This window comes from Rhodococcus koreensis (genome assembly GCF_900105905.1).
Taxonomy (GTDB): Bacteria; Actinomycetota; Actinomycetes; order Mycobacteriales; family Mycobacteriaceae; genus Rhodococcus_F; species Rhodococcus_F koreensis.
Genome location: NZ_FNSV01000005.1, coordinates 2,429,687 through 2,454,373, shown reverse-complemented (window position 1 = coordinate 2,454,373; position 24,687 = coordinate 2,429,687). Strand labels below are relative to the sequence as shown.

Here is a 24,687-nt window from a genome sequence, read left to right as displayed (position 1 = left end):
GTAAGGAGAAATCAACCATGCCACCACATTTCATCGACGGTGAACCGCACGACCATCAGCACGACCGTCCCCGGCGGGTCCGGGTGGCGGGGGAACCGGTCCGGATCGGGATCGGCGGGCCCGTCGGATCGGGCAAGACGGCGCTCGTCGCCGCGCTCTGCAGGCAACTGCGCGAGGAGTTGTCGCTGGCCGTGCTGACCAACGACATCTACACCACCGAGGACGCGGACTTCCTGCGCCGCCACGCCGTGCTGCCGGACGAGCGGATCGCCGCCGTGCAGACCGGTGGCTGCCCCCACACGGCCATCCGCGACGACATCACCGCCAACCTCGACGCGATCGACGACCTGATCGCGGCCAACCCGCCGCTCGATCTGATCCTGGTGGAGTCCGGCGGCGACAACCTCACCGCGACGTTCTCCTCGGGCCTGATCGACGTGCAGATCTTCGTCGTCGACGTCGCCGGTGGCGACAAGGTTCCCCGCAAGGGTGGCCCCGGTGTGACGTTCTCGGATCTGCTCGTGATCAACAAGACCGACCTCGCTCCGATGGTCGGAGCCGATCTCGGGGTGATGCGCCGCGATGCCGAGCAGGTTCGCGAGGGCAGGCCCACCGTGCTGATCTCGCTGACGGAGGACCCGTCGTCCGGACCGGCGCTGGCATGGGTGCGGGAGCAGGTGCGCACGCTCGCCGCCGTGCACCCGTAGTGCGCACCGAACTGACGATCGTCGCGTCCCCCGACCGCAGTCCGCGGATCTCCGCGGCCGGGGGACTGGCGGCCCGGATCACCGGCCGCGACACGGTCCACGTGATCGGCACCGCCGCGACCCCGCTAGGCGGCGACCACTGGGACATCACCGTCCGGGTGCTGCCGGGTGCCCGGCTGACGCTGCGCAGCGTCGCGGCGTCCCTGGCGCTGCCCGGCCGCGGTCGGGTGCTGTCCACGGCGCGGTGGTCGGTGGAGGTCGGGGACGACGCGGTCCTCGACTGCGCACTGGAACCCACCGTGATCGCGGGCGGCGCGGAGCATCGCGTCGAGACGACGGTGACCCTCGCCGAGTCGGCGACGGTGCTGCTGCGTGAACGGGTGCAGATCGGGCGGGCGGGGGAGAGCGCGGGACGCTGGGTCGGGGTCACCGACGCCGATCTCGGCGACCTGCCACTGCTCCGGCACCAGCTGGAACTCGGTGTCGGCACCGTCTCGCACGACGTGCTGGACGGTCCGGCGGCCGTCACCAGTGAACTGCGGTACCCGGACGACCGGCCGGCTGAAGTCACGGGTGACATCCGGTCGGCGCGGACGCGTCTGCCCCTCGCCCGCGGCGGCAGCCTCACCACCCGGCTCGGCCCGCACCTGTGACGCATGTGAGTGGCAAAGTGCGTGATGGTGCGCATTTCCGCACCCGTACCGGGAGCGCCTAAGCTCTACCCTTGTGCTTTCCGTCGTTCCTCGCCCCGTCGTCGTCAGGGCCCCGTCCAAGGTCAATCTGCATCTGGCTGTCGGGGACCTGCGTGACGACGGCTATCACGAGCTGAAGACGGTGTTCCAGGCGCTCTCGCTCGGGGACACGGTGTCCGTGGTCCCGGCGGAGACGCTGTCGGTGAAGGTCCGCGGTGAGGACGCCCGCGTCGTGCCCACCGACAGCGGCAACCTCGTGTGGCAGGCCGCCGAGATGCTCGCCGCCGAGGCGGGGCGGCGTCCGGACGTCGAGATCGCCATCGACAAGGGCATCCCGGTGGCAGGCGGGATGGCCGGCGGCAGCGCCGACGCCGCGGCGACGCTGGTCGGTCTGAACGCGCTGTGGCAACTCGACCTGTCGCGGGAGGAACTCGACGGGTTCGCCGCGAAACTCGGCAGTGACGTGCCGTTCTCCCTCCACGGCGGCACCGCGGTCGGGACGGGACGCGGCGAGCGACTGCTGCCGGTGCTCTCCCGCAGCACGTTCCACTGGGTGCTCGCGCTCGCGAAGGGCGGCTTGAGCACCCCGACCGTGTTCCGGGAGCTGGACCGGCTGCGTGCCGACGGGAATCCGCCACGACTCGGCGGACCCGAAGACCTGATGCACGCCCTCACGACGGGCGACGCTGCCACGTTGGCTCCGTTGCTGGGCAACGACCTGCAGTCGGCCGCGCTGTCGCTGAATCCGGGACTGCGGCGGACGCTGCGAGCCGGGGTCGCGGCGGGCGCCCTGGCCGGGATCGTCTCCGGGTCCGGCCCGACCTGTGCCTTTCTATGTGCTGAAGCGGATGCCGCGGTCCGTGTCAGCGCAGAACTCGCAGGTGCGGGGGTGTGTCGCACGGTGCGAGTCGCCAGCGGACCCGTACCGGGCGCCCGAATAATCAACGACGCGGCGGAGGGATCGCACTGATGGCGAATCTGATCAATCTCGAGCAGGTATCGAAGTCCTTCGGCATCAAGCCGCTGCTCGATTCGGTATCCCTCGGACTGCAGGAAGGCGAACGCATCGGCGTCGTCGGCCTCAATGGCGGTGGCAAGACCACCATGCTCGAGGTGCTCGCCGGGGTGGAGGCGCCCGATTCGGGACGTGTCAGCCGGGTCGGCGGCCTGCGCATGGCGGTCGTGACCCAGCGCGGTGTCCTGCCGCCCGGGTCCAGCGTCGGCGACGTGGTGCTCGGACCGCTCGGGGTTGCCGACCACGAGTGGGCGGGCGACGCCCGCATCCGGTCGATCCTGGCCGGGATCGGCATCGACAACCTCGGGCTCGAGGTGTCGGTCGACGGACTGTCGGGTGGCGAGCGGCGACGCGTCGCGCTGGCGGCCGCGCTCGTCCAGGACCTCGACCTGCTGGTGCTCGACGAGCCGACCAACCACCTCGACGTCGAGGGTGTGCAGTGGCTGGCGGAACATCTCGTCGGCCGGCGCAGCGCGCTGGTGGTCGTGACCCACGACCGGTGGTTCCTCGACACGGTGGCCAACCGCACGTGGGAAGTGGTGGGCGGCAGGGTCGAAAGCTACGAGGGCGGCTACAACGACTGGATCTTCGCCCGGGCGGAGCGCTCCCGGCAGGCCGACGCCTCCGAGGAACGCCGCCGCAACCTCGCCCGCAAGGAACTGGCCTGGCTGCGGCGCGGCGCGCCCGCCCGCACGTCCAAGCCCAAGTACCGGATCGAGGCCGCCGAGGCGTTGATCGCGGATGTCCCGCCGCCCCGCGACAACGTGGCGCTGGCGTCGTTCGCGCAGCGCCGGCTCGGCAAGGTTGTCATCGAACTCGAGGATGCGCGCCTGGAGACGCCGGACGGCCGGGTACTCGTCGACGACCTCACGTGGCGGCTGGCGCCGGGCGAGCGCGTCGGTCTGGTCGGCGTCAACGGCTCCGGCAAGACGACGCTCCTGCGCACGCTCGCCGGGGAGATCGCGCCGGCGTCGGGCAAACGCATCCAGGGGCAGACGGTGCACATCGGCTGGCTCCGTCAGGAACTCGACGACCTGCCGACGAACATGCGGGTGCTCGAGGCCGTCAAGGACGTGGCCGAGCGGATCACGTTGGGCGACAAGGAGGTATCGGCCGGGCAGCTCGCCGAACGGCTGGGCTTCACCCCCGCCCGGCAACGCACACCGGTCGGTGACCTGTCCGGTGGCGAACGTCGTCGGCTGCAGCTGACGCGGGTGCTGATGTCGGAGCCCAACGTCCTGCTGCTCGACGAGCCGACCAACGACCTCGACATCGACACCCTGCAGCAACTCGAGGACATCCTCGACGGCTGGGCGGGCACGATGGTCGTCATCAGCCACGACCGGTACCTGATCGAACGCATCTGTGACTCCACGTGGGCGTTGTTCGGCGACGGCAAGCTGACCAACCTGCCCGGCGGCATCGAGGACTATCTGCGCCGGCGAGCGAAGATGGTCGACACCGGCGCACCGTCAGTGGCGTCGACGGCGACCGGTGCGTCCGCGCCCAAGCAGGTGCGGGACGGGGCCGCCGAACGCGCCGCCCGCAAGGAGCTGTCGCGTCTCGAGCGGGCCGTGGCGAAGCTGGACGACCGGGAACGCAAGCTGCACGAGAAGCTGGCGGAGGCCGCCACCGATCCGGACAAGCTGCAGAAGCTCGACACGGAGCTCAAGCAGGTCGTCGCGGAGAAGGAATCCACCGAGGAACAGTGGATGGAGCTGGCCGCCGAGCTGGATTAGCGACTCCGGCCGGTCACCACTCGAGTCGGTAGTCGTACATCCAGCGCAGGCTGTCGCGGCGGCCGATCATCCGCATGACCGTCGGCAGGGTGAGGTCGCGGATCGCGCGCCCGACCGGACCGGGTGCCTTGCCGCTGCCGTTTCGCTTGCCCTGGGCGACGATTCGCTCGACCCGGGCGCGCCGTGCGGTCTCGTACGCGGCTAGGGCGACGGCGGTGTCCCGGTACTCGCGCAGGCATCGCGCGAGCACGACGGCGTCCTCGATCGCCATGGAGGCGCCCTGCCCGGACGACGGTGACGTGGCGTGCGCCGCGTCCCCGATGATCACCATCCGCTCGTTGCGCCACGTCGGCACGGTCGGGAGGTCGTAGGTGCTCCAGCTGCCGATGATGTGCTCGGTGGCCTCGACGATCTGCAGCGCGGGCCCGGCGTCGCGCGAGAACAACTCGGTCAGTTCGGCGCGCTGCTGCTCCGGCGTGATCGAGGCGAGTTCGCCTGCCGACGGTTCCGTGCGGCGCCCGGGATTGGCGAACCACCAGACGTCGCCGTCCGGATGGATCAGATAGCCGAAGAAGCACCGCTTGCCGAAGACGAAATGGGCCGCGCCGGGTTCACCGTCCAGGGCGAGGCCGGTCGCGAATCCTCCGGTGTTGAGGAGGCCGAGGTATCGGGGTGTGGGCGCCTGCGGGTCGAGGAGGGACCGGGTGCGCGACCACAGCCCGTCGGCGCCCACCAGCAGATCGCCGTCCGCGGACGTGCCGTCCGCGAAATCGGCGTGCACCCGATCGTCGCCCTGGCGGGCGTCCCGGAGTTGTTTGCCGTACTCGATGCGGATGCCGCGCCGGAGTGCTTCGTCGCGCAGGGTGCGGTAGAGGTCGGCGCGGCGCAGCGTCCGAGACGGCGTGCCGAAGGAGGTGAGTCCACCGTTGTCGAACTCGGCCAGGCGTTTCCCGGTTCCGCTGACGATTCGCATCCTGCGGGTGCCCATTCCGAGCGCGGTGACCTGGTGATCGAGGTCCAGCAGGTGCAGTGCCTCCAGGCCGTTGGTGGCCAGGGTCAGGAACGCGCCGACACCGTCGGCGCCGTGACCGCGCGCTTCGTACACCACGGGATCGAGTCCGGCCTTCTGCATGGCCATCGCCGTGACCGGGCCGGCGATGCCTCCTCCGATGATCACAACCTGTTTAGTCATATAAAGACTATACATAAAATGACTAATTACGGTCGACCGATATGCTCGGCAAATGTCCTCACCGCGTAGATCCGTGCTGGCGATGGCCGTGTTGTCGATGCTGTCGGAAGAGCCGATGCACGCCTACCGCATGCAGCAACTGATCAAGGAGCGACACAAGGACGAGGTCGTCAACGTCGCTCAGCGCAACAGCGTGTACCAGACGATCGAGCGCCTGCTGCGCGACGGATTGATCGAGGTCGAGGCGACGGAACGGGCCGAGAATCGACCCGAGCGCACGACGTACCGGCTCACCGCACCGGGTGCGACGACGCTGACGCGCTGGCTGCGCGAGATGGTTGCGGAACCGGCGCGCGAATTCCCGGAATTCCCTGCCGCGCTGGCATTCCTGCCGAGTCTCGACGCCGGCGACGCGCTCGGCGCCCTGCGTTCGCGGATCGCCTCGCTCGAACGGCAACTGGCCGGGCTCGATGTCGGCCTCGCCGAGTCCGGGGCGGTTCTTCCGCGACTGTTCCTCGTCGAGGACGAGTACCGCCGGGCGGTGGTGGCCGCCGAACTCGACTACGTCCGGTCGCTGGCCGACGACGTCGCGGGCGGCGACCTGCGCTGGTAGCGCGTCACGCTAGCGCGGGCCGAGGTATCTGTAGATTCGGGGTCACAGCAATCGTGTCCGACGTTCGGTGCGGGCGGCTCGCCCCGTGCGGCCCGCGGCGGCAAAGTTCACTGAAAACGCTGTGCAGCAATGGGATTCGAGCGTCACGGCTCCGGGCATGCCCGGAGGATCGCATCACTATCAGGTGAGGCTGGCCTAAGGTAGGGTGGAGTGTGTGCTGGAGCGCAGGCCATGCAGTCATTTCGTAACCTTTTCGTGTCCCGGATCACGGCCTGAATATGCATGATCCGGGCAAAACGGGGGAATCCAACGCGAACCTGCAGATTCTCGGACTAATCTGCAGTCCAGGGTTTGCATGTCGCTGCACAGGAGGCGGGGGTCATGGATCTCGAAGCAATCAAACAGATCGAGCAGCTCAAGCACCGTTACTCACGTGCACTCGACACGAAGTCGTGGGTGGAGTTCGCCGACACGATGGTCCCGGACGTCACCGCGACGTACAGCGAATACCTCACGTTCGACTCCCGTGACTCGTTCGTGTCCTTCCTCGAGAACACCCTCGGGACACACGTCATCACCGAGCATCAGTGCGGCCAACCCGAAATCACCGTCACCGGTGACACCGCGGTCGGCGTGTGGTTTCTCGCAGACACCACGCTGATTCCCGAGGACGGCATGCTGCTGCGCGGGTCCGCCTACTACCACGATCGTTACCTTCGGTGCGCCGACGGCAACTGGCGGATCACGCACACCGGGTACGAACGCACCTGGGAATCGGTTGCGGCGCTGTCCGATTTCCCGAGTTTCCGGCTCACTTCCAACAAGTGGGCGATGTTGCAACCTCCGGCGTCCGCCTGAGGGGGCACACTGGGACTCGACGCATCACGGACACTGGGAGGTGACGACGTTGCCCGAAGTCCCCGTTCCCGGCGCGCTGCCGTACCTGACGGTGCGGCGCGGTGTCGAGGCGATCGAGTGGTATTCCAAGGTGTTCGGCGCCCAGGTGGTGGGTGAGCCGATCGTCATGGACGACGGCCGGGTCGGTCATGCGGAACTACGGTTGCCGACCGGCATGATCTATCTCGCCGAGGAGTTCCCCGAGATGGGTCTGACCGCGCCGGAGTCCGGGTCGACGTCCGTGAGCCTGATGTTGTCCGTCGACGACCCCGACGCCGTCCTGGTGGGTGCCCGCGACGCCGGCGGCACCGTGGAACGCTGGATCTCGGAGGGTCACGGACACCGCAACGCCACCCTCATCGACCCATTCGGGCATCGCTGGATGCTGGTGGGGCCTGCCGATCCGGCCGTGTCCGACTGAACGATCCGGGCCGCGGCTACTGTCGGCACATGCCGAACATGCCGACTGCACCCGACCGCTCGTCGTTTCCGGACACCCGCGCATGGATCCGCGCACTGCCCGCACTCAGCGGCGCGACGCCTGCGCCCGTCGACACGCTGCCGGACTCACCGACGGCGCTGTTCCTCGACTGGATCGAGCAGGCCGCAGAAGCCGGCGTGCCGGAACCGCATGCCGCTGCGCTGTCGACCGTCGACGCCGACGGAAATCCGGACGCACGTTTCCTGCTCCTCAAGGACGTCACGGAGCAGGGCTTCTGGTTCTCGGGGGACACCCGCTCACCGAAGGGACATGACCTGGCCGCGAATCCCGTTGCCGCACTGTCATTCTACTGGCGCGAGCAGGGCAGGCAGGTGCGGGTGCGTGGCACCGTGATCGAGGGGGAGCCGGCGCTGTCCGCACGCGACTTCCGCGAACGGTCGGTCACCGCACGCGCCGTGGCGGCCGCCAGCAGGCAGAGCGAGGTGCTGGACGATCCCGCCGAATACGAACGCGCGGTCGCGGCGGCGGTGGCCCGCATCGAGGCCGACCCCGACTTCGTGTCGGCGACCTGGCGGGCATGGTGCATCGTCCCCGACAGCGTCGAATTCTGGCAGGCGGACGCCGGACGCAGACACGTGCGCCGGCTGTACCGCCGGGAGTCGGACCGGTGGATCCGTGAGGTGCTGTGGCCCTGACCGCGCCCGGCGGCAGGAGTCAGCGCGCGGTCGAGGGCGAACGCAGGTCGACGACGATCGACTGGCCGTTCAGCTTCGCGTGGATCTCGGGGCGTTCGAACCCGGCCGCGACGAGGTACTCGCCGAGCAGCGCCAGCAGTTCGTCGGCGTCCACGGTGGGATCGGCGGAGTGGCTGCTCGCCGACGCGAGGTGCTCCTCGAGCAGTTCGGTGTGTGCAAGACGGCCCGCGACTCGCACGGCTGCCACTCCCATCGCGTTGCGTCGCATGACGGTGCGTCCACGAGATTCGGGCGGCGCCGTCGTGTCGGAGGCCGCGGCCGGTTCCTCGGTGCTGTGCGAACCCGAACTGCGCGTCGGCAGCGGGAAGGTGAACGTCTCGGCGGAGCTGGTCGTGGACTTGCCGTTGCCGTTGCTGCTGCCGGTCAGTCCGCCCGTGCCCGGTTCGGCGAAAGGGGACCCCGTCGCCGGGCTCCCCGCGGAGCCGTTGCTGCCCGATCCGTTCGTGGAAATGCCGTTCTCCATCGTTTCGCTTCCTGCTCGTGGCCAAACGGGTACCGCGCAAAGCCCGTCAGTGTGCTCGATTCGGTCTGAAAGCTACCAGCAGCGTCCGGCGGGCCGCGCACCTCGACGGCTCACGACACGGCCCCGTCGCCGCCCGGACTCTCGGCAACGCTGTGTCAGCGGACCCCCTCCGTCCGCAATTCCCTGGCCCATGCCGACGCGTGCCTCGTCAGCACGCCGGCGATCCGCTCCAGCTCACCCGGGTACGACGCGACCTCGGCGGGCATGGACACACTGAGGGCGTCGGTGGCGGGGATCCGGTAGGGCACCACGGTGGCGATGCACACCACCCCGACCGTGCCCTGTTCCCGTTCGAGGGCCCACCCCCGGTTGCGGACCTCGCCGAGTTCGGTGACGAGGTCGTCGAGGTCGACGATGGTGTTGTCGGTGAACCGCTCGAGTTTCGCGGGAAGCAACTCCCGTACCTCGCCGGTGGTGAGTTCGGCGAGAAGGGCCTGCCCGAGTGCGGTGACGTGGCACGGCAGTTTGCGGCCGACGCGGTGCATCCGCCGAACCTCGACCTTCGATCCGCGGCTGGCGAGGTAGATGACGCTTTCCTCGTCGCGTCGCGCGAAGTGCACGGTGTGGCTGACTTCCGACCGGAGCGCCTCGAGCACCGCCGCCGCCCTCGACACGACCGAATCCTTGTCGAGATACGACGTGCCGGTGAGCAGCGCGTGGGTGCCGATGCCATAGCGGGAACCGGACTCGTCCGCCTCGATCCACCGCAGATCCTTGAGCGTGCGCAGGAGGGCGTGCAGACTCGAGCGCGGATATTTGCACGCTTCCTGCAGCTCGCCGAGGCTCATACGGGTCGGCGACGCGGCGAGCGTCTCGAGGATGTGGATGGTGCGTTCGGCGGATTTGACCGGCTGGGATTCCGGGGCCGCCCCACGCGTGTCTTCTGTCACCATGAAGACACTATCTCTCATTCTGAACGCGATATCACCTACTGACCCGTGCCCGGTACCGGCGAGGGGTCGCACTCAGTACTCCGCGACGAGGTTGGCCGCGATGTACTCGAGATCGATGTCCTCGCCGAGACCCGGCCGCTGTGGCATCGCCACCATGCCGTTCTCGTCGACGGGGTCGACGATGGACTTCAGGTGCGGCGGCACCCAGTCGTAGTCGACGTGCGGGTGCAGAAGACCGCGCTCGTACCACTGGACGTTGTTGGCCGCGCCGACGAGCGCGAGATTGGGGGCGCCGTTGCCGTGGATCTCGCAGTCGAGGCCGAAGCCCTCGGCCATGTGCATCGTCTTCAGGGCCGGGGTGATGCCACCGCCGTTCATGGCGCCGACGCGCAGGATGTCGCACGCGTCGTTCGCGATCCAGTCGGCACGGGACCGGTGCCTGCCCGGTGTGGTCTCGGGTCCGATCACCGGGGTGTCGATCTGGTCGGCGAGCCACTTGTACGAGCGCAGCGAGAACTCGTCCATCGGCTCCTCGAACCAATCGAACTTCAGCCGGTCCAGTTCGCGCCCGAGTCTCAGGGCGTCGGTGCGTGAGTACCAGTGGTACCCGTCGAGCATCAGCGAGAAGTCCTCGCCGACGGCGTCGCGGACCGCGGCGCACGCGTCGATGTCCCGGCTCAGGCTGGGGGCGCCCGGCAGCGGCGGCATCCAGGTGTGCAGTTTGATGCCCTGGTAGCCACGCCTTTTCAGCTCGACGGCGAAGTTCGCGTAGTCCTCCGGGGTGGCGAGGCCGCCGTCGATGTCGTCACCGCACATGGTGCTGGCATATGCCTTGACCTCGGTGCGCGCGCCGCCGAGCAGTTTCCACACGGGTGTGTCGAACTTGTTGCCCGCGAGGTCCCACAGCGCCTGGTCCAGGTAGCTGCAGGTGTGTTCGGGAAGCTCGACCGCCCGCGTGCGCTGCCGGATCGCCCACTTCTTGTCCGCCGCCTCCCGTGCCAGCGGGTCGGAACCGATGAGGACGGGCCGGAAATGCTGCTCCACCTGGTCCTGACGAAGGTAGTTCGGCTTGCCCAGGACGTACCCGCTGACGCCGTCGGAGTCGGTGATCCGCAGCAGCGCCCCGGTCGTCGGCACGGACGGGCCGGGATGGCGATGACCGTACGAGTCGACCGAGGTCCGTGCCTCCGTCTTGAAAACCTGCACGGCGACTTCTGTGATCACGCTGGACATGATGATTCGCTTCCTCTTCGAAATGTCTTATTTGCCCTGGCGGGCGACGTACTTGGCCATGGAGCGGTCGAGTTTCTCGGCGAAGTCGTCGGCGAAATCCTGCGCACTGAGCTGCCCGATGAGCACCTTCTGCCACTGGCCGAGCATCTGCACCTGAACGATCTTGCCGAAGTCCGGCAGGTAGTCCGGCGGCGTCACCAGCACGGTTTTCGGGTCGTCCAGTGCCGCGAGCGCGGCCTGCACCGACGGCATGCTCGCGAATTCCGGCGCGGAGCGGGCGGCCTTGTTGACCGGGATCTGCCCGACCCGCTCGTTCCAGTACGCCTGCGATTCCTGGGACGTCATGAACTCGAGGAACTTCCACGCCGCGGCCTGGTGCTTGCTGCTCTTGAACACGGTGTACGACGGGAACGGGTCGGTCATGACGGTGCGCTTTCCGTCCTCGTTACGCGGCAGGGCCACGGCGCCGGCCTTGTCGCCGAGCGCCTTCTGGTGGTTGCTCAGCGAGCCGAGGTTGTGCTGCATCATCGCCACGGATCCGCCGCCGAAGCTCGCGACCATCTGCGGGAAGCCGTTGTTGACGTCGGCGGTCGGGGTGGCGACGTCGTAGAGCGCTGCGAAGCGTTCGATGGCGTCGACCATCTCGGGACGGTTCAGCGTCGACTCGCCGTCCTCGAAGAAGCTCTCGATTCCGGTGCTGGCGAACATGTACTGCAGCAGTGGGTAGATCGATCCGGCGCCGCCGCGAATGGTGAATCCGTAACGGCCGTCGTCCTTGTCGGTCAGATCCTTCGCGGCCTCGAAGAACTCGTCGTAGGTGTCCGGCGGTTCGATCCCGGCCTCGGCGAACCAGTCGGCGCGATACCAGAGGGTGGCGTTGTTGCTGGTGTACGGGAGACCGAACAGATGCTCGCCACCACCGGATTCGCGTGCCGACTCGAGAATTCCGGCGTCGTACTCGTCGCGCTGCGGTGACGCCGCCATGAAGTCGTCGAGTGAGATGACCGCGTCCTGGGCGACGAGCGGGGCGAGGTAGGCGGTGGAGACGATGCCGAGATCCGGTGCCGAGCCGCCGGCGAGCGCGGTCTGGTACTTCTGCTGGGCGCTGTCCGACGGAAGGCCCACGTATTGGATGTCGATGCCGGGATTCGCCGCCTCGAACCGGCGGATCAGCTCCTCGTACAGCGGAGTGCGGTCCGGTCCGGCGTTGTTGTCCCAGAACGTGAGCTGGGCGTTGTTCGGATCGCCGAGGGCGCCGTCGGGCAGCGAGGTCTCGGAACTGCAGGAGGCGAGCACGAGCGTGGCCGCCGCCCCGACCAGGGTGGAGCGCAGGAGCGTTCGCCGGTTCATGTGGATCCTCTTTTCGAAAGTCATGATCAGCCCTTGACTGCGCCGGCGCTCAGGCCCTGGACGAGGTATTTCTGGATGACGGCGAAGACGGCGACCACCGGCACCGCGGCGATGAGACCGCCCGCGGCGAGAACTCCGAAGTCGACGTTGTAGGAGCCGATGGTGTAGCTGAGGCCGACCGGCAGCGTGAACTTCTCCTGGCTGCTGATGAACATCAGGCCGAACAGGAAGTTGTTCCAGCTGCCGATGAAGGCGAACGATCCGACGGCGATCAGGCCGGGGCGTAGCAGCGGCAGCATGATGATGCGGAACGCGCGCAGGCGTGAGCAGCCGTCGACCATCGCGGCTTCCTCGAGTTCGACCGGGATCTGCGCGATGAAACCTGCCATGAGCATGGCGGCCAGCGGAAGCTGGAACACGGTGTCGGCGACGATGAGTCCCGTCAGGTTGTTGACGAGGTTCATCTCGCGGAACACCTGGAACAGCGGGATGAGCAGCATGGCGCCGGGGACGAACTGGCTGCAGAGCAGGGCCATCACCAACGGGATCTTGGCGCGGAACTTGAAGCGGGCCAACGCGTATCCGGTGGCCAGCGCGACGAAGGTGGTCAGGACGAGCGACAATGCGGCAACGATGAGGCTGTTCTTGAAGAAGAAGCTGAAGCCGAGGGTGTTCCACACGGTGTCGAAGTGCTCGAACGTGATGGGCCAGGGGAGCATCGAGTTCGATCCGGCGGGCCGGAACGCGAACACGATCATCCAGTAGAACGGCACGAGTGTGAACAGCAGGTACAGGGCGAGCGGCAGTCCGACGCTGAACAGGCGCGGCTTCTTCGTGCGCACCCGCAGCTTCCCGGTGGTGTCCGGCTCGGGCAGCGCAACGGTGGGGCGATCGGTGGTGGTGGTCACGGCGGTCAGACCTTCTCACTGTTGAACTTGCTCAGGCGCAAGTAGAGGATCGAGCAGAACAGCAGGATCACGAATGCGACCGTGGTGAGTGCCGAGCCGTATCCGAAGTCCTGGGCGGTGGTCGCGAGCTGTGAGACGTACAGCGGGAGCGTCGTGGTGACGTCGGCGGGGCCGCCCGCCGTGAGGGTGTAGAGCAGATCGACGTTGTTGAACTCCCACACACCGCGCAGCAGCGTCGACAAGATGATGACGGCCTTCAGGTGCGGGAGGGTGACGAAGCGGAACCGCTGCCAGCGGTTGGCGCCGTCCACGTTGGCCGCCTCGTACAGGTCCTTGGGGGCGCTCTGCAGCTCGGCCAGGATGAGAATGGCGAAGAACGGAACACCGCGCCACAGTTCCGCGACGCCCGTCGCCCAGAACGCGGTGTCCGGATCGGCGATGGGAGCGGCGGTGCCGTCTCCGATGCCCATGTTCCCGAGAAGTTTGAACAGGCCCGTGGACGGGTTGTAGATCAGCAGCCAGATGCCGGTGGTGAGGACGCCGGAGACCGCCCAGGGGGAGAACACCAGGGCGCGGGCCAGGCCGCGGCCCCGGAACACCTCGTTGACCAGCAGGGCCAGCCCGAGGCCGAGGATCAGCTGGAACACGACCTGAAATCCCACCCATTTCGCGGTGGTGACCAGGCTGGTCCAGAAGAGGGAGTCGGCGAACATCAGCCGGAAGTTGTCGAGGCCGGCGAAACCGTTGTCCCACGGCGTCGTCGGATTGTAGTACTGCAGGCTGTAGTAGAAGACGCTGCCGACCGGGTAGAAGATGAAGACCGCCAGCAGGAGGACCACCGGCGCGATCAGGATGTAGGGGGCGGCGGCTCTGCGCCAGGCGGGTCTGCGGCGAATGCGACCGGGAGAGGCCGGCGCCGCCGCCGCGGTCCGCCCTCCTGGCCTGGGGGAGGTGGTGGTGACCATGGTGCACGCTCCGAGGTTCGGTGCCGGTCGCGCCGGCGGGTCAGGGGATTGTGGCTATTGCTGCTGACGCGAGATCACCGAGGGTGGCGCGTCAGCGGGGAAGGAGATGGGGAACGACTGCGGCCTCCGGCCTTCCCGGTGAGCCCGATGTGCTCGGGCCTCCGGTGGCGGTGCGTCCTATCGTTCATGTATGTGAACTCACGTTCTCTATGTGAATTGTCGAACTCACTATGACGGCAGTCACAAGGTCCTGTCAAGCGTGATCGGCTAGACGTTGCACCGGATCCAGTCGGCGGCCCCGGCCTGCATGTCGGCCGAAAACCGGTGCCCGCCCGCGAACCACTGCGTGGTCAGCGCGTCGGATCCGACGTACGCGCGTCGCAGCAGGCTCTCGGAGTCCCGCATCCCCTGCGGGCCGAAGTGCGAATCGTCCCGCGCGAACTGAACCAGCAGCGGCCGCGGCGCAGCGCATGCGGCGACCTCCGGCCAGTCGCAGACCGCCGGCAGGCCTGGAGTGATCATCAGCCACGTCGTGTCGTCTGCCCTGCCGTCTGCGACGTCGGCAAAAGTGCTCATCATCGCGGTGATCACCCCTGCTCGCAGGCGCGTCGAACACGCCAGCAGGTGTGCGACGCGAGCCCCGCCGCCCGAGAATCCCGCCGCGGCCACCCTGTTCGGATCCACGCCGTCGGTCGCGAGGAGAACGTTCAGCGCCCGCAGGTCCTCGGCGACGACCTTGGCGGCGAGCGAGGTGCCGGTCAGGGTCGCTGCCTTGGCGAGGCCGTTCTCGTGCTCGCGGGCCGCCGCCTCGTATCGGCGCAGGCGAACCTCGGGGGTGTCGAGCCCGGGTGGGCATGCGGTGAAACCCGCCGACCTGGCGCGGTCCGGCAGTTCCGGCCAGGGCACGCGCCTGCTGCCCCAGGGGAAGGCGTCGTGCACGAGTACGACGAAACCCGCCTGCACCAGCCCCGTTGCGACGGCCAGGCCGTCGTACCCCCGTGTCCGGAGTTCGGCGACGGCCGGTGTGACGCCGTCGGGGCCATCGGCCACCTTCTCCTTGCCGTAGAACTTGACGCCGTCGTGGGCGTGCATCAGCAGGACCGCGGGACGTGCGGCGGTCTCGGCGTGCCGGTCGGGGCGCAGGAGCCAGGCCGCGGTGTCCGGACCGTCGTCACCGGCCGCCCACGTGAGTTCGCGACCGGCGACGCCGTCTCGGGTCCACGACCTGCCGTACCGCACGTCGGGGGTGGCCGCCGCCTGTTCGCCGGGCACGCCGAGGGCGTCGCGAACGGCGTCGCGGCGTCGATCGGCGGGGGTCGATCGTGGACAGTGGGGCGAAAGGTGTGTTCCCATGTGTGAACTCCGTCTTGTCTACCGAATCCTGTTGTCGAACTGCCGAGGGGTTTTCACATGTCCGAAAGAACCGTCGATCGCATCGTCGCGCACGCCTATCCGTGGGACGTGCTCGGTGATCCGCACTTCGTCGACCGTGCGCGCGCCCTCGGGGTCGCCGAGATCTCGCTCGCCGCCAGCTATCACTCGACCCGCGCCGCAACGCCCCTGCATCCGGCCCACAAGGTGGTCGACGCCCACCACGCTGCGCTGTACCGCCCCATCCGGACCGCCGCGTGGGACGGCCACACCGTCACGGCCAGGGCGGCGACCTGGGCCGGTTCCGAGGATGCGTTCGCGGATGCGGCTCGAATCCTGATCGACGCCGGCATCGAGGTGAACGCATGGATCGTGCTGTCCCACAGCACCGTTCTGGGGCATGCGCATCCGGGCGCCACCGTCGTCAACTGCTTCGGGGACCGCTACCCCTACGCGCTCGCGCCCGGGCACCCGGACATCGTCCGGTACGCCCGCACCCTCGCGGCGGAGGCGGTGCGCGGCGTCGACCTGCACGGTGTGTCGATCGAAGCGTGCGGACAGCTGGGCATCGCGCACGTCGGACCGCACGAGAAGACCGATGGCGCCTATCCGGGAATCGGCGACACGCTGATGTCGATCAGCTGCACCGAACGGGAACGGGCACTGTGGACGGATCGGGGCGTCGATCCGGACAAGCTGACGGCCAAACTGCGTGCCGGCGTGGATGCGCTGACCAGGGGCACCCTCGCCCCGGATGCCGCGATCACCGATGTCCTCGACGAGGCGGAGGCCGAGGCGGTGCTGTCCGTGCGCCATGCGGAGGCCGATGCCCTCCGGGGTGCGGTGCTCGGCGCCGTGCGGGCCGAGATTCCGTCGGCCCGCGTCACGCTGCACGGTCATCCGAACCCCTGGAAGACCGGGCCTTCGCCGGCGCTGACGTCCACCGCTGCGGAAGACGTCGACGCCGTGCTCGTCTCGGCCTGGCCGGGAACCGCGGAGACCGTCGCCGTCACCACGCAGACCCGGGCGCTCGTCGGTGATGCCGTCGACGTCGGGGCCTACGTGTCGGTGTTGCCGCCGAAGAACCTCGACGACGTGAGCGGCCACGTCGCGGCCACGGTCGCGGCCGGAGCCAACGAGCTGCACCTCTATCACCTCGGGTTGGTCAACGCGGTGCAGCTCGACGCGTTGGGCCGCATCATCCGCGACTTCTCGGTCTGACGCAGTCGAGGTGGGCGCCCACGGCGCCCACCTCGGGATGTCACCGCATCCGCTGACCGAGCGGGTGGTCGCAGAACGCTCCGCCGACCCGCTGGAGGATCGGGTCGTCGAAGGACCACTCGTGGTCGGCGAGGAACTCGTCCGCGAACACCTCCGCGTCGTCCCGGGGTTCGTACCCGATGGCGGCGCCCTCCGCTGCGGACCACCAGCTGCGCGTGTTCCGCGAGATGCCCCACACGGTGTGAAATCCCTTGGCGGAGTCGGACAGTGCGGCCTCGATCAGGCGAGCGGTGTCGGCCGGGGACATCCAGGACGCGAGCCCGCGGTAGTTGGGCGGGCGGTCGAAGCTCGAGCCGATGCGCAGGTTGACGACGTCGATGCCGAAACGGTCGTGGTACAGCCGGCCCAGTGCCTCGACCGCTGCCTTGCTCCAGCCGTAGAACCCGTCCGGGCGCGGCGGAACGTCGCCGGGCAGCGGGTCACCGCCGGCCTCCGCGTGCGTCCAGAAGCCCACGGCGTGGTTGCTCGACGCTGCGATCACGCGCGTCACGCCGTGCGCGACGGCGGCCTCGAACACCGCCTGGGTGCCGTCGACGTTGACGGACAGAATGTTCTCCCACGAGTCCTCGGTGCTGAGTCCGCCCAGGTGGAGCACGGCGTCGACACCGTCGACCGCGGCGGCCACGGCGGCACGGTCGGTGACCGAACCCTGTACGTACTCCTCGTGTTCGGGGTCGATGTCGGTGATGTCGGCGATGTCGAACAGGCGGAGGGTGCGGCCGGGCTTGCGGAGCAACGGCCGCAGCATCTTGCCCATGTTTCCTGCGGCGCCGGTGATCAGCAGACGCGAGGCGGTGTCGGTCATGTCTTCTCGTACCTCTCTGGGAGTAAGTCTTGTAATGCACATCACGGTAGTACATACTTCGAAACGAAGTCACTACCTTGGCATAGATTCACGTATGTGAACAACATATGGGGATCGGCGTCTACTTCACACTCCCACTCGGATCGTCCGGCACGTTCCTGCCGGTGAAGGGACCTCCCACCATCATGGCAACAGTCGCATTCCACGGCGTCACCAAGTTGTTCCCCGGCGGCGACAAGGCCGCGGTCGACCACCTGGACCTCCACATCGACGACGGCGAATTCCTCGTCCTCGTCGGACCGTCCGGCTGCGGGAAGTCGACGTCCCTGCGCATGCTCGCCGGACTCGAAGACGTGGACAAGGGCACGATCGCGATCGGCGGCAACGACGTCACCGAGTTCCAGCCGAAGGACCGTGACATCGCCATGGTCTTCCAGAACTACGCCCTCTACCCCCACATGACGGTGGGGGAGAACATGGGCTTCGGTCTCCGGATCGCCGGCGAGGACAAGGCGGAGATCAAGCGGCGCGTTCAGGACGCCGCCAGGATCCTCGACCTCACCAAATTCCTCGACCGCAAGCCCAAGGCCCTCTCCGGTGGCCAGCGGCAGCGAGTGGCCATGGGGCGCGCCATCGTTCGCAAACCGCAGGTGTTCCTGATGGACGAGCCGCTGTCCAACCTCGACGCCAAGCTCCGCGTGCAGACCCGCGCACAGATCTCGGCGCTGCAGCGCCGGCTCGCCACCACCACCGTCTACGTGACGCACGATCAGGTCGAGGCCATGACGATGGGTGACCGCGTCGCCGTCCTGAAAGACGGAGTTCTCCAGCAGTGCGACACTCCCCGCCGCATGTACGAGCACCCGAACAACGTGTTCGTCGCCGGGTTCATCGGCTCGCCCGCGATGAACCTGCTCGAACTTCCCCTCGTCGACGGAGGTGTCAGCTTCGGCGGCTCCGTGGTCCCCGTTCCGCGTGCCGCGATTGCCGGGATCGGGGAGCACTCGGTCACGCTCGGTGTGCGTCCCGAGGATCTCGCGATCACCACGGGCAGCGGGCTCGACGTCACCATCGACGTCGTCGAGGAACTCGGCGCCGACGCATATGTATACGGCCAGGCGGACATTCACGGTCGCAGGCAGCCCATCGTCGTTCGCGCCGACGGTCGCATTCCGCCCAAGCGCGGAGAGGTGATCACGCTGTCGTACGCGGCCGAGCGCACACATCTGTTCTCCACCGTCAGCGGTGAACGGCTCGTCGACTAGCGGCGACCCGGTTCTCCGACGGACACCCGACCACATCGATCAAGGAGTAAGACCATGGTCGACGGAGTTCTCTTCTTTCCTGTCACCCCGTTCGACGACAACGGCGACGTCGATCTGCCCGCACTGGCACAGCACATCGAATCCGGTGTCGCGGCCGGACCGGGCGGAGTGTTCGCCGCGTGCGGCACCGGCGAATTCCACGCACTGTCCGCGGCCGAGTTCCGGACCGTCGTGGAAACGGTGGTCGCGGTCACCGGCGGCCGGGTCCCCGTCTTCGCCGGCGCCGGAGGGCCGCTGCCCGTCGCGAAAGAGTTCGTGGCCGCCGCCGCGGACGCGGGCGCCGACGGCATCCTGCTCCTGCCGCCCTACCTCGTCGGAGCGCCGGCCGACGGCCTCGTGGAGTACGTGAGGCAGGTGTCGGAGTCGAGCGACCTCCCGGTCATCGTGTACCACCGCGCGAACGGCCAGTTCACCGAGCAGAGCGCTCTCGAGGTCGCGCGATTGCCGAAGGTCGTCGGGTTCAAGGACGGCGTCGGCGACCTCGACCTGACGTCGCGAATCGTGCGCACGCTGCGGGATTCTCTCGGCAACAAAGAGTTTCAATTCTTCAACGGCCTCCCGACGGCCGAGGTCTCGCAGCAGGCCTACCGGAGCATCGGCGTCACCCTCTACTCGTCGGCGACGTTCGCCTTCGCCCCGGACGTGTCGCTCGCCTACTACCGGGCACTCGAGGAGGACGACACCGAACTGGTCGACTCGCTCAACCGCGAGTTCTTCCATCCGCTGGTCCGGCTCCGTGACACCACTCCCGGATACGCGGTCGCACTCGTGAAGGCGGGCGTGACGTTCACCGGCCTCGACGCCGGTTCGGTGCGGGCGCCGCTCGTCGACGCCAGTGCCGAGCACCGGTACGCATTGGAGCAGATTCTGGCAGCGGGCCGGAAGGTGCTGGCGCAGTAGCGTCTTCGGTCATCGGTGGGTCGGAGGACCCGCCGATGACCGAAGAGCGTCTGCACTAGTCGGCGGCGGCCACGAGGGGCTCGAGCGTGAGGTCGGGCAGCTCCTTCTGGATGTACTGCAACCGCCACTTGTCGCTGACGAGGGCCAGCATCACCCCGTCCGAGCGGGTGAACACCTCGACACCGCGCTGACGGTTCAGCTCGTCGGCCGACTCGGCGTCGGTGCGCCGCGCCAACGCGTAGCCCAGCGGTTCCATCCGGGCCTCGACGTTGAACTCGGCCTTCATCCGCGCCGCGACCACCTCGAACTGCATGGGGCCGACGGCGGCCATGACGGGCGAGGCGTCGCCGCGGAGGTCGTTGCGGAGGATCTGCACGACACCTTCGGAATCGAGCTGATCCACGGCTCGCCGGAACTGCTTGTACTTGCCCGCACTCTCGGCCCGCAGGATGGAGAAGTGCTCCGGCGCGAACGACGGGATCGGCGGGAACTCCACCTTCTTCTCGAAGAACAGGGTGTGACCGGGGGCGAGTGCGGTGGCGTTGACGAGTCCCACCACGTCGCCGGGGTACGCCGATTCGACGGTCGAACGCTCACGGCCGAAGACGGTCTGGGCGTACTTCGTCGTGAACGGCTTACCGGTCTGGGCGTGGGTGACCACCATGCCGCGCTCGAACACCCCCGACACGATGCGCATGAACGCCAGCCGGTCGCGGTGCGCGGTGTCCATGCCGGCCTGGACCTTGAAGACGACCGCGCTGAACGGGTCGGCGACGTCGCGGGGGGTGCCGTCGACGTCCTCCCGGGCGCGCGGCGGCGGCGCCAGCTCCACGAGCGTGTCGAGGATCTGGCGGACACCGAAGTTGAGCATCGCCGACGCGAAGATCACCGGCGACGTCTGACCGCCGAGGAACAGCTCCTGGTCGTGGTCCTGACCGGTGGCCGACAGCAACTCGCTCTCCTCCGCGGCGGTCTCCCACTCGGAGCCCTCCTTCGCGAGGGCGGCATCGGCGTCCATGACCTCTTCGGGGGCGATCTTCGCGCCGCCGGCGGTGCGCGTGAACCGGATGTACTCCCGCGGGGCCCCGTCCTCGCCGCGCCGGAGCAGGCCCCGGAAATCGCCGGCGATCCCGACGGGCCAATACAGGGGAGTGGGGGTGAGCCCGATGCGTTCCTGGATCTCGTCGAGAAGCTCCAGCGGCGTCTGACCGGGCCGGTCCCACTTGTTGATGACGGTGATCACCGGGATTCCGCGGTGACGGCACACCTGGAACAGCTTCAGCGTCTGCGGTTCGAGACCCTTCGCGGCGTCGATCAGCATGACGGCGGCATCGACCGCGGTCAGGACGCGGTACGTGTCCTCGGAGAAGTCGGAGTGGCCGGGGGTGTCCACCAGGTTGATCACGTTGTCGACGGGTTCGTCCGCCGACGCCTCGGTGGAGCGGTAGTTGAACTGCAGGGCGGTGGAGCTGACCGAGATGCCGCGGGCCTTCTCCATCTCCATCCAGTCGGACACCGTCGACTTGCGGCCCGCTTTGCCGTGGACGGCGCCCGCCTCGGAGATGACCTTCGCGTGCAGCGCGAGCGCCTCCGTCAGCGTCGACTTACCGGCGTCGGGATGCGAGATCACGGCGAACGTGCGGCGACGCGACGCCTCGGCCCGGACACCCTTCTCGGATTTCCCCTCCGATGAGCCGGACGCGGCGGCAGGCGTCGCCTCGGCTGGAATGGTGTCGGCCGAGTCGGACGGGGTAGTCAACGAAGAACCTCTCGGGGGACGGAATGCGTGCAGGAAGGCCGTGTGGCCGCATACCAGGTTACTCGGGTGCCGAAGACCCACTCGCAGCACAGTCACATCCAGGGAGAAGTAACGATCGGAGGCCGGTGGGGGATTTATATGGGTGAGTCGTCGGGGCGCTCCGGAGTTCACCGTTTCTGCGTTCGGACACCCGTATGTGCAGGAGGAAGACAGTGAGCAAGTTCACCGACGAGATGTACGCGACCGCGGCGAGCAGCACCCGTGGTCTCAACACGGGTGAGCCCGACGCGCCACTGCGACAGCCGTGGGGCGAGATCCACAAGGCGGCGCGCCGCATGGCGGGCGCGCTGGCCGAGACAGGCATCGGCCACGGCGACGCCATCGGCATCCTCGCCGGTCAGCCTGTCGACATCGCACCCTCCTGCCAGGGCACCTGGATGCGCGGCGCGTCCGTCACCATGCTGCATCAGCCGACCCCGCGGACCGACCTGGCCGTGTGGGCCAAGGACACCGAAACCGTCATCACCATGATTCAGGCGAAGGCCGTCATCCTCGGCGCGCCGTTCGACGCCGCCAAGCCGCTGCTCGAGGAGCGCGGCATCACCGTCGTGACGGTGGCCGAGCTGAACGAGGGCACCGAGATCGACCCGGTCGAGACGTTCGAGAGCGACATCGCGCTGCAGCAACTCACATCCGGTTCCACCGGTTCGCCCAAAGCCGTGCAGATCACGCACGAGAATTTCTACACCAACGCCTACGCCATGATCGACCGCATCAAGTTCTCCATCGAGGACGACGTGATGATCAGCTGGCTGCCGTTGTTCCACGACATGGGGATGGTCGGGTTCCTCAGCGTGCCGATGCAGGTCGGCGCGGAAGTTGTGAGCATCACCCCGTTGGACTTCCTCCGCACGCCGCTGCTGTGGGCGGAACTGATGGGCAAGTACAAGGGCACCGTGACGGCGGCCCCCAACTTCGCGTACTCGCTGCTCGCCCGCCGCCTCAAGCAGGCGGAAGACGGCGCCGTCGATCTCAGCACCGTCCGGTACATGTGGAACGGTGCCGAACCCGTGGACCCCGACACCATGAACGCGCTCGCCGAGGCCGGCGCCCGGTTCGGGCTGAACCCGTCCGCACTCGCCCCCGTCTACGGAATGGCGGAGACCACGCTCGCCGTTTCCATCCCCGATCCGGACCAGGGACAGGTCCTCGACCGCGTCGACCCGGATCTGCTCGAGGCGATGCAGCGTGCCGTCCCGTCGAACAAGCCGAACGCGCGCGCCCTCGCCACCCTCGGGAAGATGGTGCCGAACCTCGAGGGACGCGTCGTCGACAGCGAGGGGGAACTGCTCCCGACCCGCGGTGTCGGCATCATCGAGGTCCGCGGAAAGGCGGTCACCCCCGGGTACATCACCCTCGACGGGCACAAGCCCGCGCAGGACGCGGACGGCTGGCTGAACACCGGCGACGTCGGCTACTTCACCGAAGAGGGCCTCGTCGTCGTGTGCGGTCGCGTCAAGGACGTCATCATCATGGGCGGCCGCAACATCTACCCGACCGACATCGAACGGGCCGCGGGCACCGTCGCCGGAGTGCGTCCCGGCAATGCGGTGGCCGTCCGCCTCGACGCCGGGCAGAAGCGGGAAAGCTTCGCCGTCGCGGTCGAGACCAACGACTACCAGGACCCCGAGACGGTCAAGCGCATCGAGCACGAGGTCGTGCACGCCGTGTTCTCCGAGGTCGGTGTGCGACCCCGCACCGTCGCCGTCCTCGGTCCCGGCAGCATCCCCAAGACGTCGTCGGGCAAACTCCGCCGCGCCACGTCCGCGTACCTGGTGGGGTAGGCGCTCCGCGCCCGTGCGCGGTTGGAGAGTCCAGAGACTCGTTAACCACTCACGGGCGCGAAGCGCCTAATGCAGGCGGTTCTGCGCGGCCTCGAGCCCCATGCGCAGGACCAGTTCGACGGCGTCGGCGGATTCCTCGCAGACGAGGTCGAGTTCCTTGCGTTCCACCGACGAGAACGGCTTCAGCACGTACGACGCCGGATCCATCCGTCCGGGGGGACGGCCGATCCCGACGCGGGTGCGCAGATAGTCCTTGGTGCCGAGCGACTGCGAGATGGACCGCAGTCCGTTGTGCCCGCCCTCGCCGCCGCCCTGCTTGAGGCGGATGGTCCCGAAGTCGAGGTCGAGTTCGTCGTGGATGACGACGATGTTGCCCGGGTCGACGGAGAAGAACCGGGCCAGCCCGGCGACGGCGGAACCGGACAGGTTCATGAACGACCGCGGCTTGGCGAGGATCGTCGGACGGCCTTCGAGCCGTCCCTGGACGATTTCGGCGCCGCTCTTCTTGTGCGCGCTGAACTTGCCACCCATGCGCGCGGACAGCACGCCGGCCACCATGAAGCCGACGTTGTGCCGGGTCTTCTCGTACTGCGGTCCGGGATTGCCCAGACCCACCACCAGGGCGGTGTCTTCACTCACCGACAGGGTCCTTCCGTGCGTCAGGGGGTCGTGTCAGACGACAGCGGCGCGTCACCCCGGGACAATCCGGGACGACGCGCCGCCGACATCAGTGCGGTTGCGAGAGGATCAGCTCTCGGCGCCCTCTTCGGCCGGAGCCGCGGCGGTCTCGGCTGCGGCTTCGCCGGTCTCCTCTTCGAGGTCGGCAGCGGTCGGGGCTGCGACGACGTTCACGATGAGCAGTTCCTCGTCGGCCTGCAGGGTCGAACCCTTGGGCAGCTCGAGCTGGTTGGCGAGGATCTGGGTGCCGACCTCGAGGCCCTCGACCGAAACCTCGATCTGCTCGGGGATGTGCAGCGCGTCCGCTTCGAGGGAGATCGTGGCGGCGTCCTGCGCGACCAGGGTGCCGGAAGCGGCCTCACCGGTGACGACGACGGGGACGTCGACGGTGACCTTCTCGCCCTTCTTGATGACGAGGAGGTCGGCGTGCTCGATGTAGTTGCGGATCGGGTGAACCACGACCGACTTGGTGAGCGCGACCTGCTCCTTGCCCTCGATGTCGAGGGTCAGGATGGCGTTGGTGCCGTGCGCGCGCAGGATCGCGGCGAAGTCGCGGGAGGGCACGTTCAGGTGGCGGGGATCCTCGCCGTGGCCGTACAGGACTGCGGGGACCTGGCCGTCGCGGCGTGCGCGGCGGGCGGCGCCCTTGCCGAACTCGGTGCGCACGGCGGCTACGAGGCGATTTTCGTCAGACATGGTGAAACGGCTCCTACAACTCACGGTGGTAACTGGCGGGCGGTTCGAGTCGGCGAGGGACGAACGCGCGACGGCCAGGAGCGAAACGCTCGAGCAGAGCCGTA

Annotated in this window: 24 protein-coding genes; 12 read left to right on the top strand and 12 right to left on the bottom strand. The window is 68.1% G+C overall.

Annotated features, from left to right (window positions below; translation table 11 throughout):
• The first annotated feature begins 17 nt into the window (after positions 1–17).
• The 4 genes from ureG to BLV94_RS16060 all read left to right on the top strand — a co-directional run bounded on the left by ureG (position 18) and on the right by BLV94_RS16060 (position 4,153).
• Complete coding sequence (ureG, locus tag BLV94_RS16075; RefSeq protein WP_072941093.1) at positions 18–707, top strand: urease accessory protein UreG; 690 nt, start codon at positions 18–20, stop codon at positions 705–707.
• Positions 707–1,360, top strand: coding sequence for an urease accessory protein UreD (locus tag BLV94_RS16070; protein ID WP_072941092.1), 654 nt, complete (start codon positions 707–709; stop codon positions 1,358–1,360). Before ureG ends, BLV94_RS16070 begins: the two co-directional genes overlap by 1 nt.
• 73 nt (positions 1,361–1,433) lie before the next feature.
• The gene (locus BLV94_RS16065; RefSeq protein WP_072941090.1) at positions 1,434–2,369 is read left to right on the top strand and encodes a 4-(cytidine 5'-diphospho)-2-C-methyl-D-erythritol kinase; all 936 of its coding nucleotides are present in this window, start codon (positions 1,434–1,436) and stop codon (positions 2,367–2,369) included.
• A complete protein-coding gene (locus BLV94_RS16060; RefSeq protein WP_072941089.1) occupies positions 2,369–4,153 on the top strand; it encodes an ABC-F family ATP-binding cassette domain-containing protein in 1,785 nt (594 codons plus the stop codon). Before BLV94_RS16065 ends, BLV94_RS16060 begins: the two co-directional genes overlap by 1 nt.
• A gap of 13 nt (positions 4,154–4,166) precedes the next feature.
• On the opposite strand, the gene BLV94_RS16055 is transcribed toward BLV94_RS16060, so the two are convergent.
• On the bottom strand, positions 4,167–5,345 hold the full coding sequence (locus tag BLV94_RS16055; RefSeq protein ID WP_072941086.1) for an FAD-dependent oxidoreductase: 1,179 nt from the start codon (positions 5,343–5,345) through the stop codon (positions 4,167–4,169).
• A gap of 52 nt (positions 5,346–5,397) precedes the next feature.
• Here BLV94_RS16055 and BLV94_RS16050 point away from each other — a divergent pair, with 52 nt between their 5' ends.
• The 4 genes from BLV94_RS16050 (at position 5,398) to BLV94_RS16035 (ending at position 7,992) form a co-directional block, all read left to right on the top strand.
• Complete coding sequence (locus tag BLV94_RS16050; protein WP_072941084.1) at positions 5,398–5,958, top strand: PadR family transcriptional regulator; 561 nt, start codon at positions 5,398–5,400, stop codon at positions 5,956–5,958.
• A 381-nt stretch (positions 5,959–6,339) separates the two neighbouring features.
• The gene (locus BLV94_RS16045; RefSeq protein ID WP_015889488.1) at positions 6,340–6,816 is read left to right on the top strand and encodes a nuclear transport factor 2 family protein; all 477 of its coding nucleotides are present in this window, start codon (positions 6,340–6,342) and stop codon (positions 6,814–6,816) included.
• A gap of 40 nt (positions 6,817–6,856) precedes the next feature.
• A complete protein-coding gene (locus BLV94_RS16040) occupies positions 6,857–7,276 on the top strand; it encodes a VOC family protein (protein WP_174705485.1) in 420 nt (139 codons plus the stop codon).
• A gap of 38 nt (positions 7,277–7,314) precedes the next feature.
• Entirely contained in the window at positions 7,315–7,992 is a 678-nt protein-coding gene (locus tag BLV94_RS16035; RefSeq protein ID WP_072941218.1) for a pyridoxine/pyridoxamine 5'-phosphate oxidase, read from the top strand.
• Positions 7,993–8,011: 19 nt separating this feature from the next.
• Here the strand turns inward: BLV94_RS16035 and BLV94_RS16030 are convergent, their stop codons facing one another.
• From BLV94_RS16030 to BLV94_RS16000, 7 genes are all read right to left on the bottom strand, one after another.
• On the bottom strand, positions 8,012–8,515 hold the full coding sequence (locus tag BLV94_RS16030; protein WP_072941081.1) for a metal-sensitive transcriptional regulator: 504 nt from the start codon (positions 8,513–8,515) through the stop codon (positions 8,012–8,014).
• Between the two features lie 155 nt (positions 8,516–8,670).
• A complete protein-coding gene (locus tag BLV94_RS16025) occupies positions 8,671–9,468 on the bottom strand; it encodes an IclR family transcriptional regulator (RefSeq protein ID WP_072941079.1) in 798 nt (265 codons plus the stop codon).
• Between the two features lie 72 nt (positions 9,469–9,540).
• Entirely contained in the window at positions 9,541–10,701 is a 1,161-nt protein-coding gene (locus BLV94_RS16020) for an enolase C-terminal domain-like protein (RefSeq protein ID WP_072941077.1), read from the bottom strand.
• Between the two features lie 27 nt (positions 10,702–10,728).
• Positions 10,729–12,051, bottom strand: a complete 1,323-nt coding sequence (locus tag BLV94_RS16015; RefSeq protein ID WP_072941074.1) for an ABC transporter substrate-binding protein — start codon at positions 12,049–12,051, stop codon at positions 10,729–10,731.
• Between the two features lie 26 nt (positions 12,052–12,077).
• Positions 12,078–12,959: a carbohydrate ABC transporter permease gene (locus tag BLV94_RS16010; RefSeq protein WP_072941071.1), complete on the bottom strand. Its 882-nt coding sequence runs from the start codon at positions 12,957–12,959 to the stop codon at positions 12,078–12,080.
• Between the two features lie 5 nt (positions 12,960–12,964).
• On the bottom strand, positions 12,965–13,924 hold the full coding sequence (locus BLV94_RS16005) for a carbohydrate ABC transporter permease (RefSeq protein ID WP_072941069.1): 960 nt from the start codon (positions 13,922–13,924) through the stop codon (positions 12,965–12,967).
• Positions 13,925–14,191: 267 nt separating this feature from the next.
• Entirely contained in the window at positions 14,192–15,277 is a 1,086-nt protein-coding gene (locus tag BLV94_RS16000; RefSeq protein ID WP_072941067.1) for a hypothetical protein, read from the bottom strand.
• 57 nt (positions 15,278–15,334) lie between these two features.
• Between BLV94_RS16000 and BLV94_RS15995 the strand changes: the two genes are divergently transcribed.
• The gene (locus tag BLV94_RS15995; protein WP_072941066.1) at positions 15,335–16,516 is read left to right on the top strand and encodes a hypothetical protein; all 1,182 of its coding nucleotides are present in this window, start codon (positions 15,335–15,337) and stop codon (positions 16,514–16,516) included.
• 40 nt (positions 16,517–16,556) lie between these two features.
• On the opposite strand, the gene BLV94_RS15990 is transcribed toward BLV94_RS15995, so the two are convergent.
• A complete protein-coding gene (locus tag BLV94_RS15990) occupies positions 16,557–17,381 on the bottom strand; it encodes an NAD-dependent epimerase/dehydratase family protein (RefSeq protein WP_072941063.1) in 825 nt (274 codons plus the stop codon).
• A 185-nt stretch (positions 17,382–17,566) separates the two neighbouring features.
• Here BLV94_RS15990 and BLV94_RS15985 point away from each other — a divergent pair, with 185 nt between their 5' ends.
• Together BLV94_RS15985 and BLV94_RS15980 are read left to right on the top strand one after the other, a co-directional pair.
• Complete coding sequence (locus tag BLV94_RS15985; protein WP_072941216.1) at positions 17,567–18,646, top strand: ABC transporter ATP-binding protein; 1,080 nt, start codon at positions 17,567–17,569, stop codon at positions 18,644–18,646.
• Between the two features lie 54 nt (positions 18,647–18,700).
• Positions 18,701–19,606: a 5-dehydro-4-deoxyglucarate dehydratase gene (locus BLV94_RS15980; RefSeq protein WP_072941060.1), complete on the top strand. Its 906-nt coding sequence runs from the start codon at positions 18,701–18,703 to the stop codon at positions 19,604–19,606.
• Between the two features lie 55 nt (positions 19,607–19,661).
• On the opposite strand, the gene BLV94_RS15975 is transcribed toward BLV94_RS15980, so the two are convergent.
• Positions 19,662–21,365, bottom strand: coding sequence for a peptide chain release factor 3 (locus BLV94_RS15975; protein ID WP_072941058.1), 1,704 nt, complete (start codon positions 21,363–21,365; stop codon positions 19,662–19,664).
• Positions 21,366–21,577: 212 nt separating this feature from the next.
• Between BLV94_RS15975 and BLV94_RS15970 the strand changes: the two genes are divergently transcribed.
• Complete coding sequence (locus BLV94_RS15970; RefSeq protein WP_072941055.1) at positions 21,578–23,209, top strand: fatty acyl-AMP ligase; 1,632 nt, start codon at positions 21,578–21,580, stop codon at positions 23,207–23,209.
• A gap of 66 nt (positions 23,210–23,275) precedes the next feature.
• Here the strand turns inward: BLV94_RS15970 and pth are convergent, their stop codons facing one another.
• A complete protein-coding gene (pth, locus tag BLV94_RS15965) occupies positions 23,276–23,848 on the bottom strand; it encodes an aminoacyl-tRNA hydrolase (RefSeq protein WP_072941054.1) in 573 nt (190 codons plus the stop codon).
• Between the two features lie 108 nt (positions 23,849–23,956).
• The gene (locus BLV94_RS15960; RefSeq protein WP_072941051.1) at positions 23,957–24,583 is read right to left on the bottom strand and encodes a 50S ribosomal protein L25/general stress protein Ctc; all 627 of its coding nucleotides are present in this window, start codon (positions 24,581–24,583) and stop codon (positions 23,957–23,959) included.
• Between the last annotated feature and the right edge of the window lie 104 nt (positions 24,584–24,687).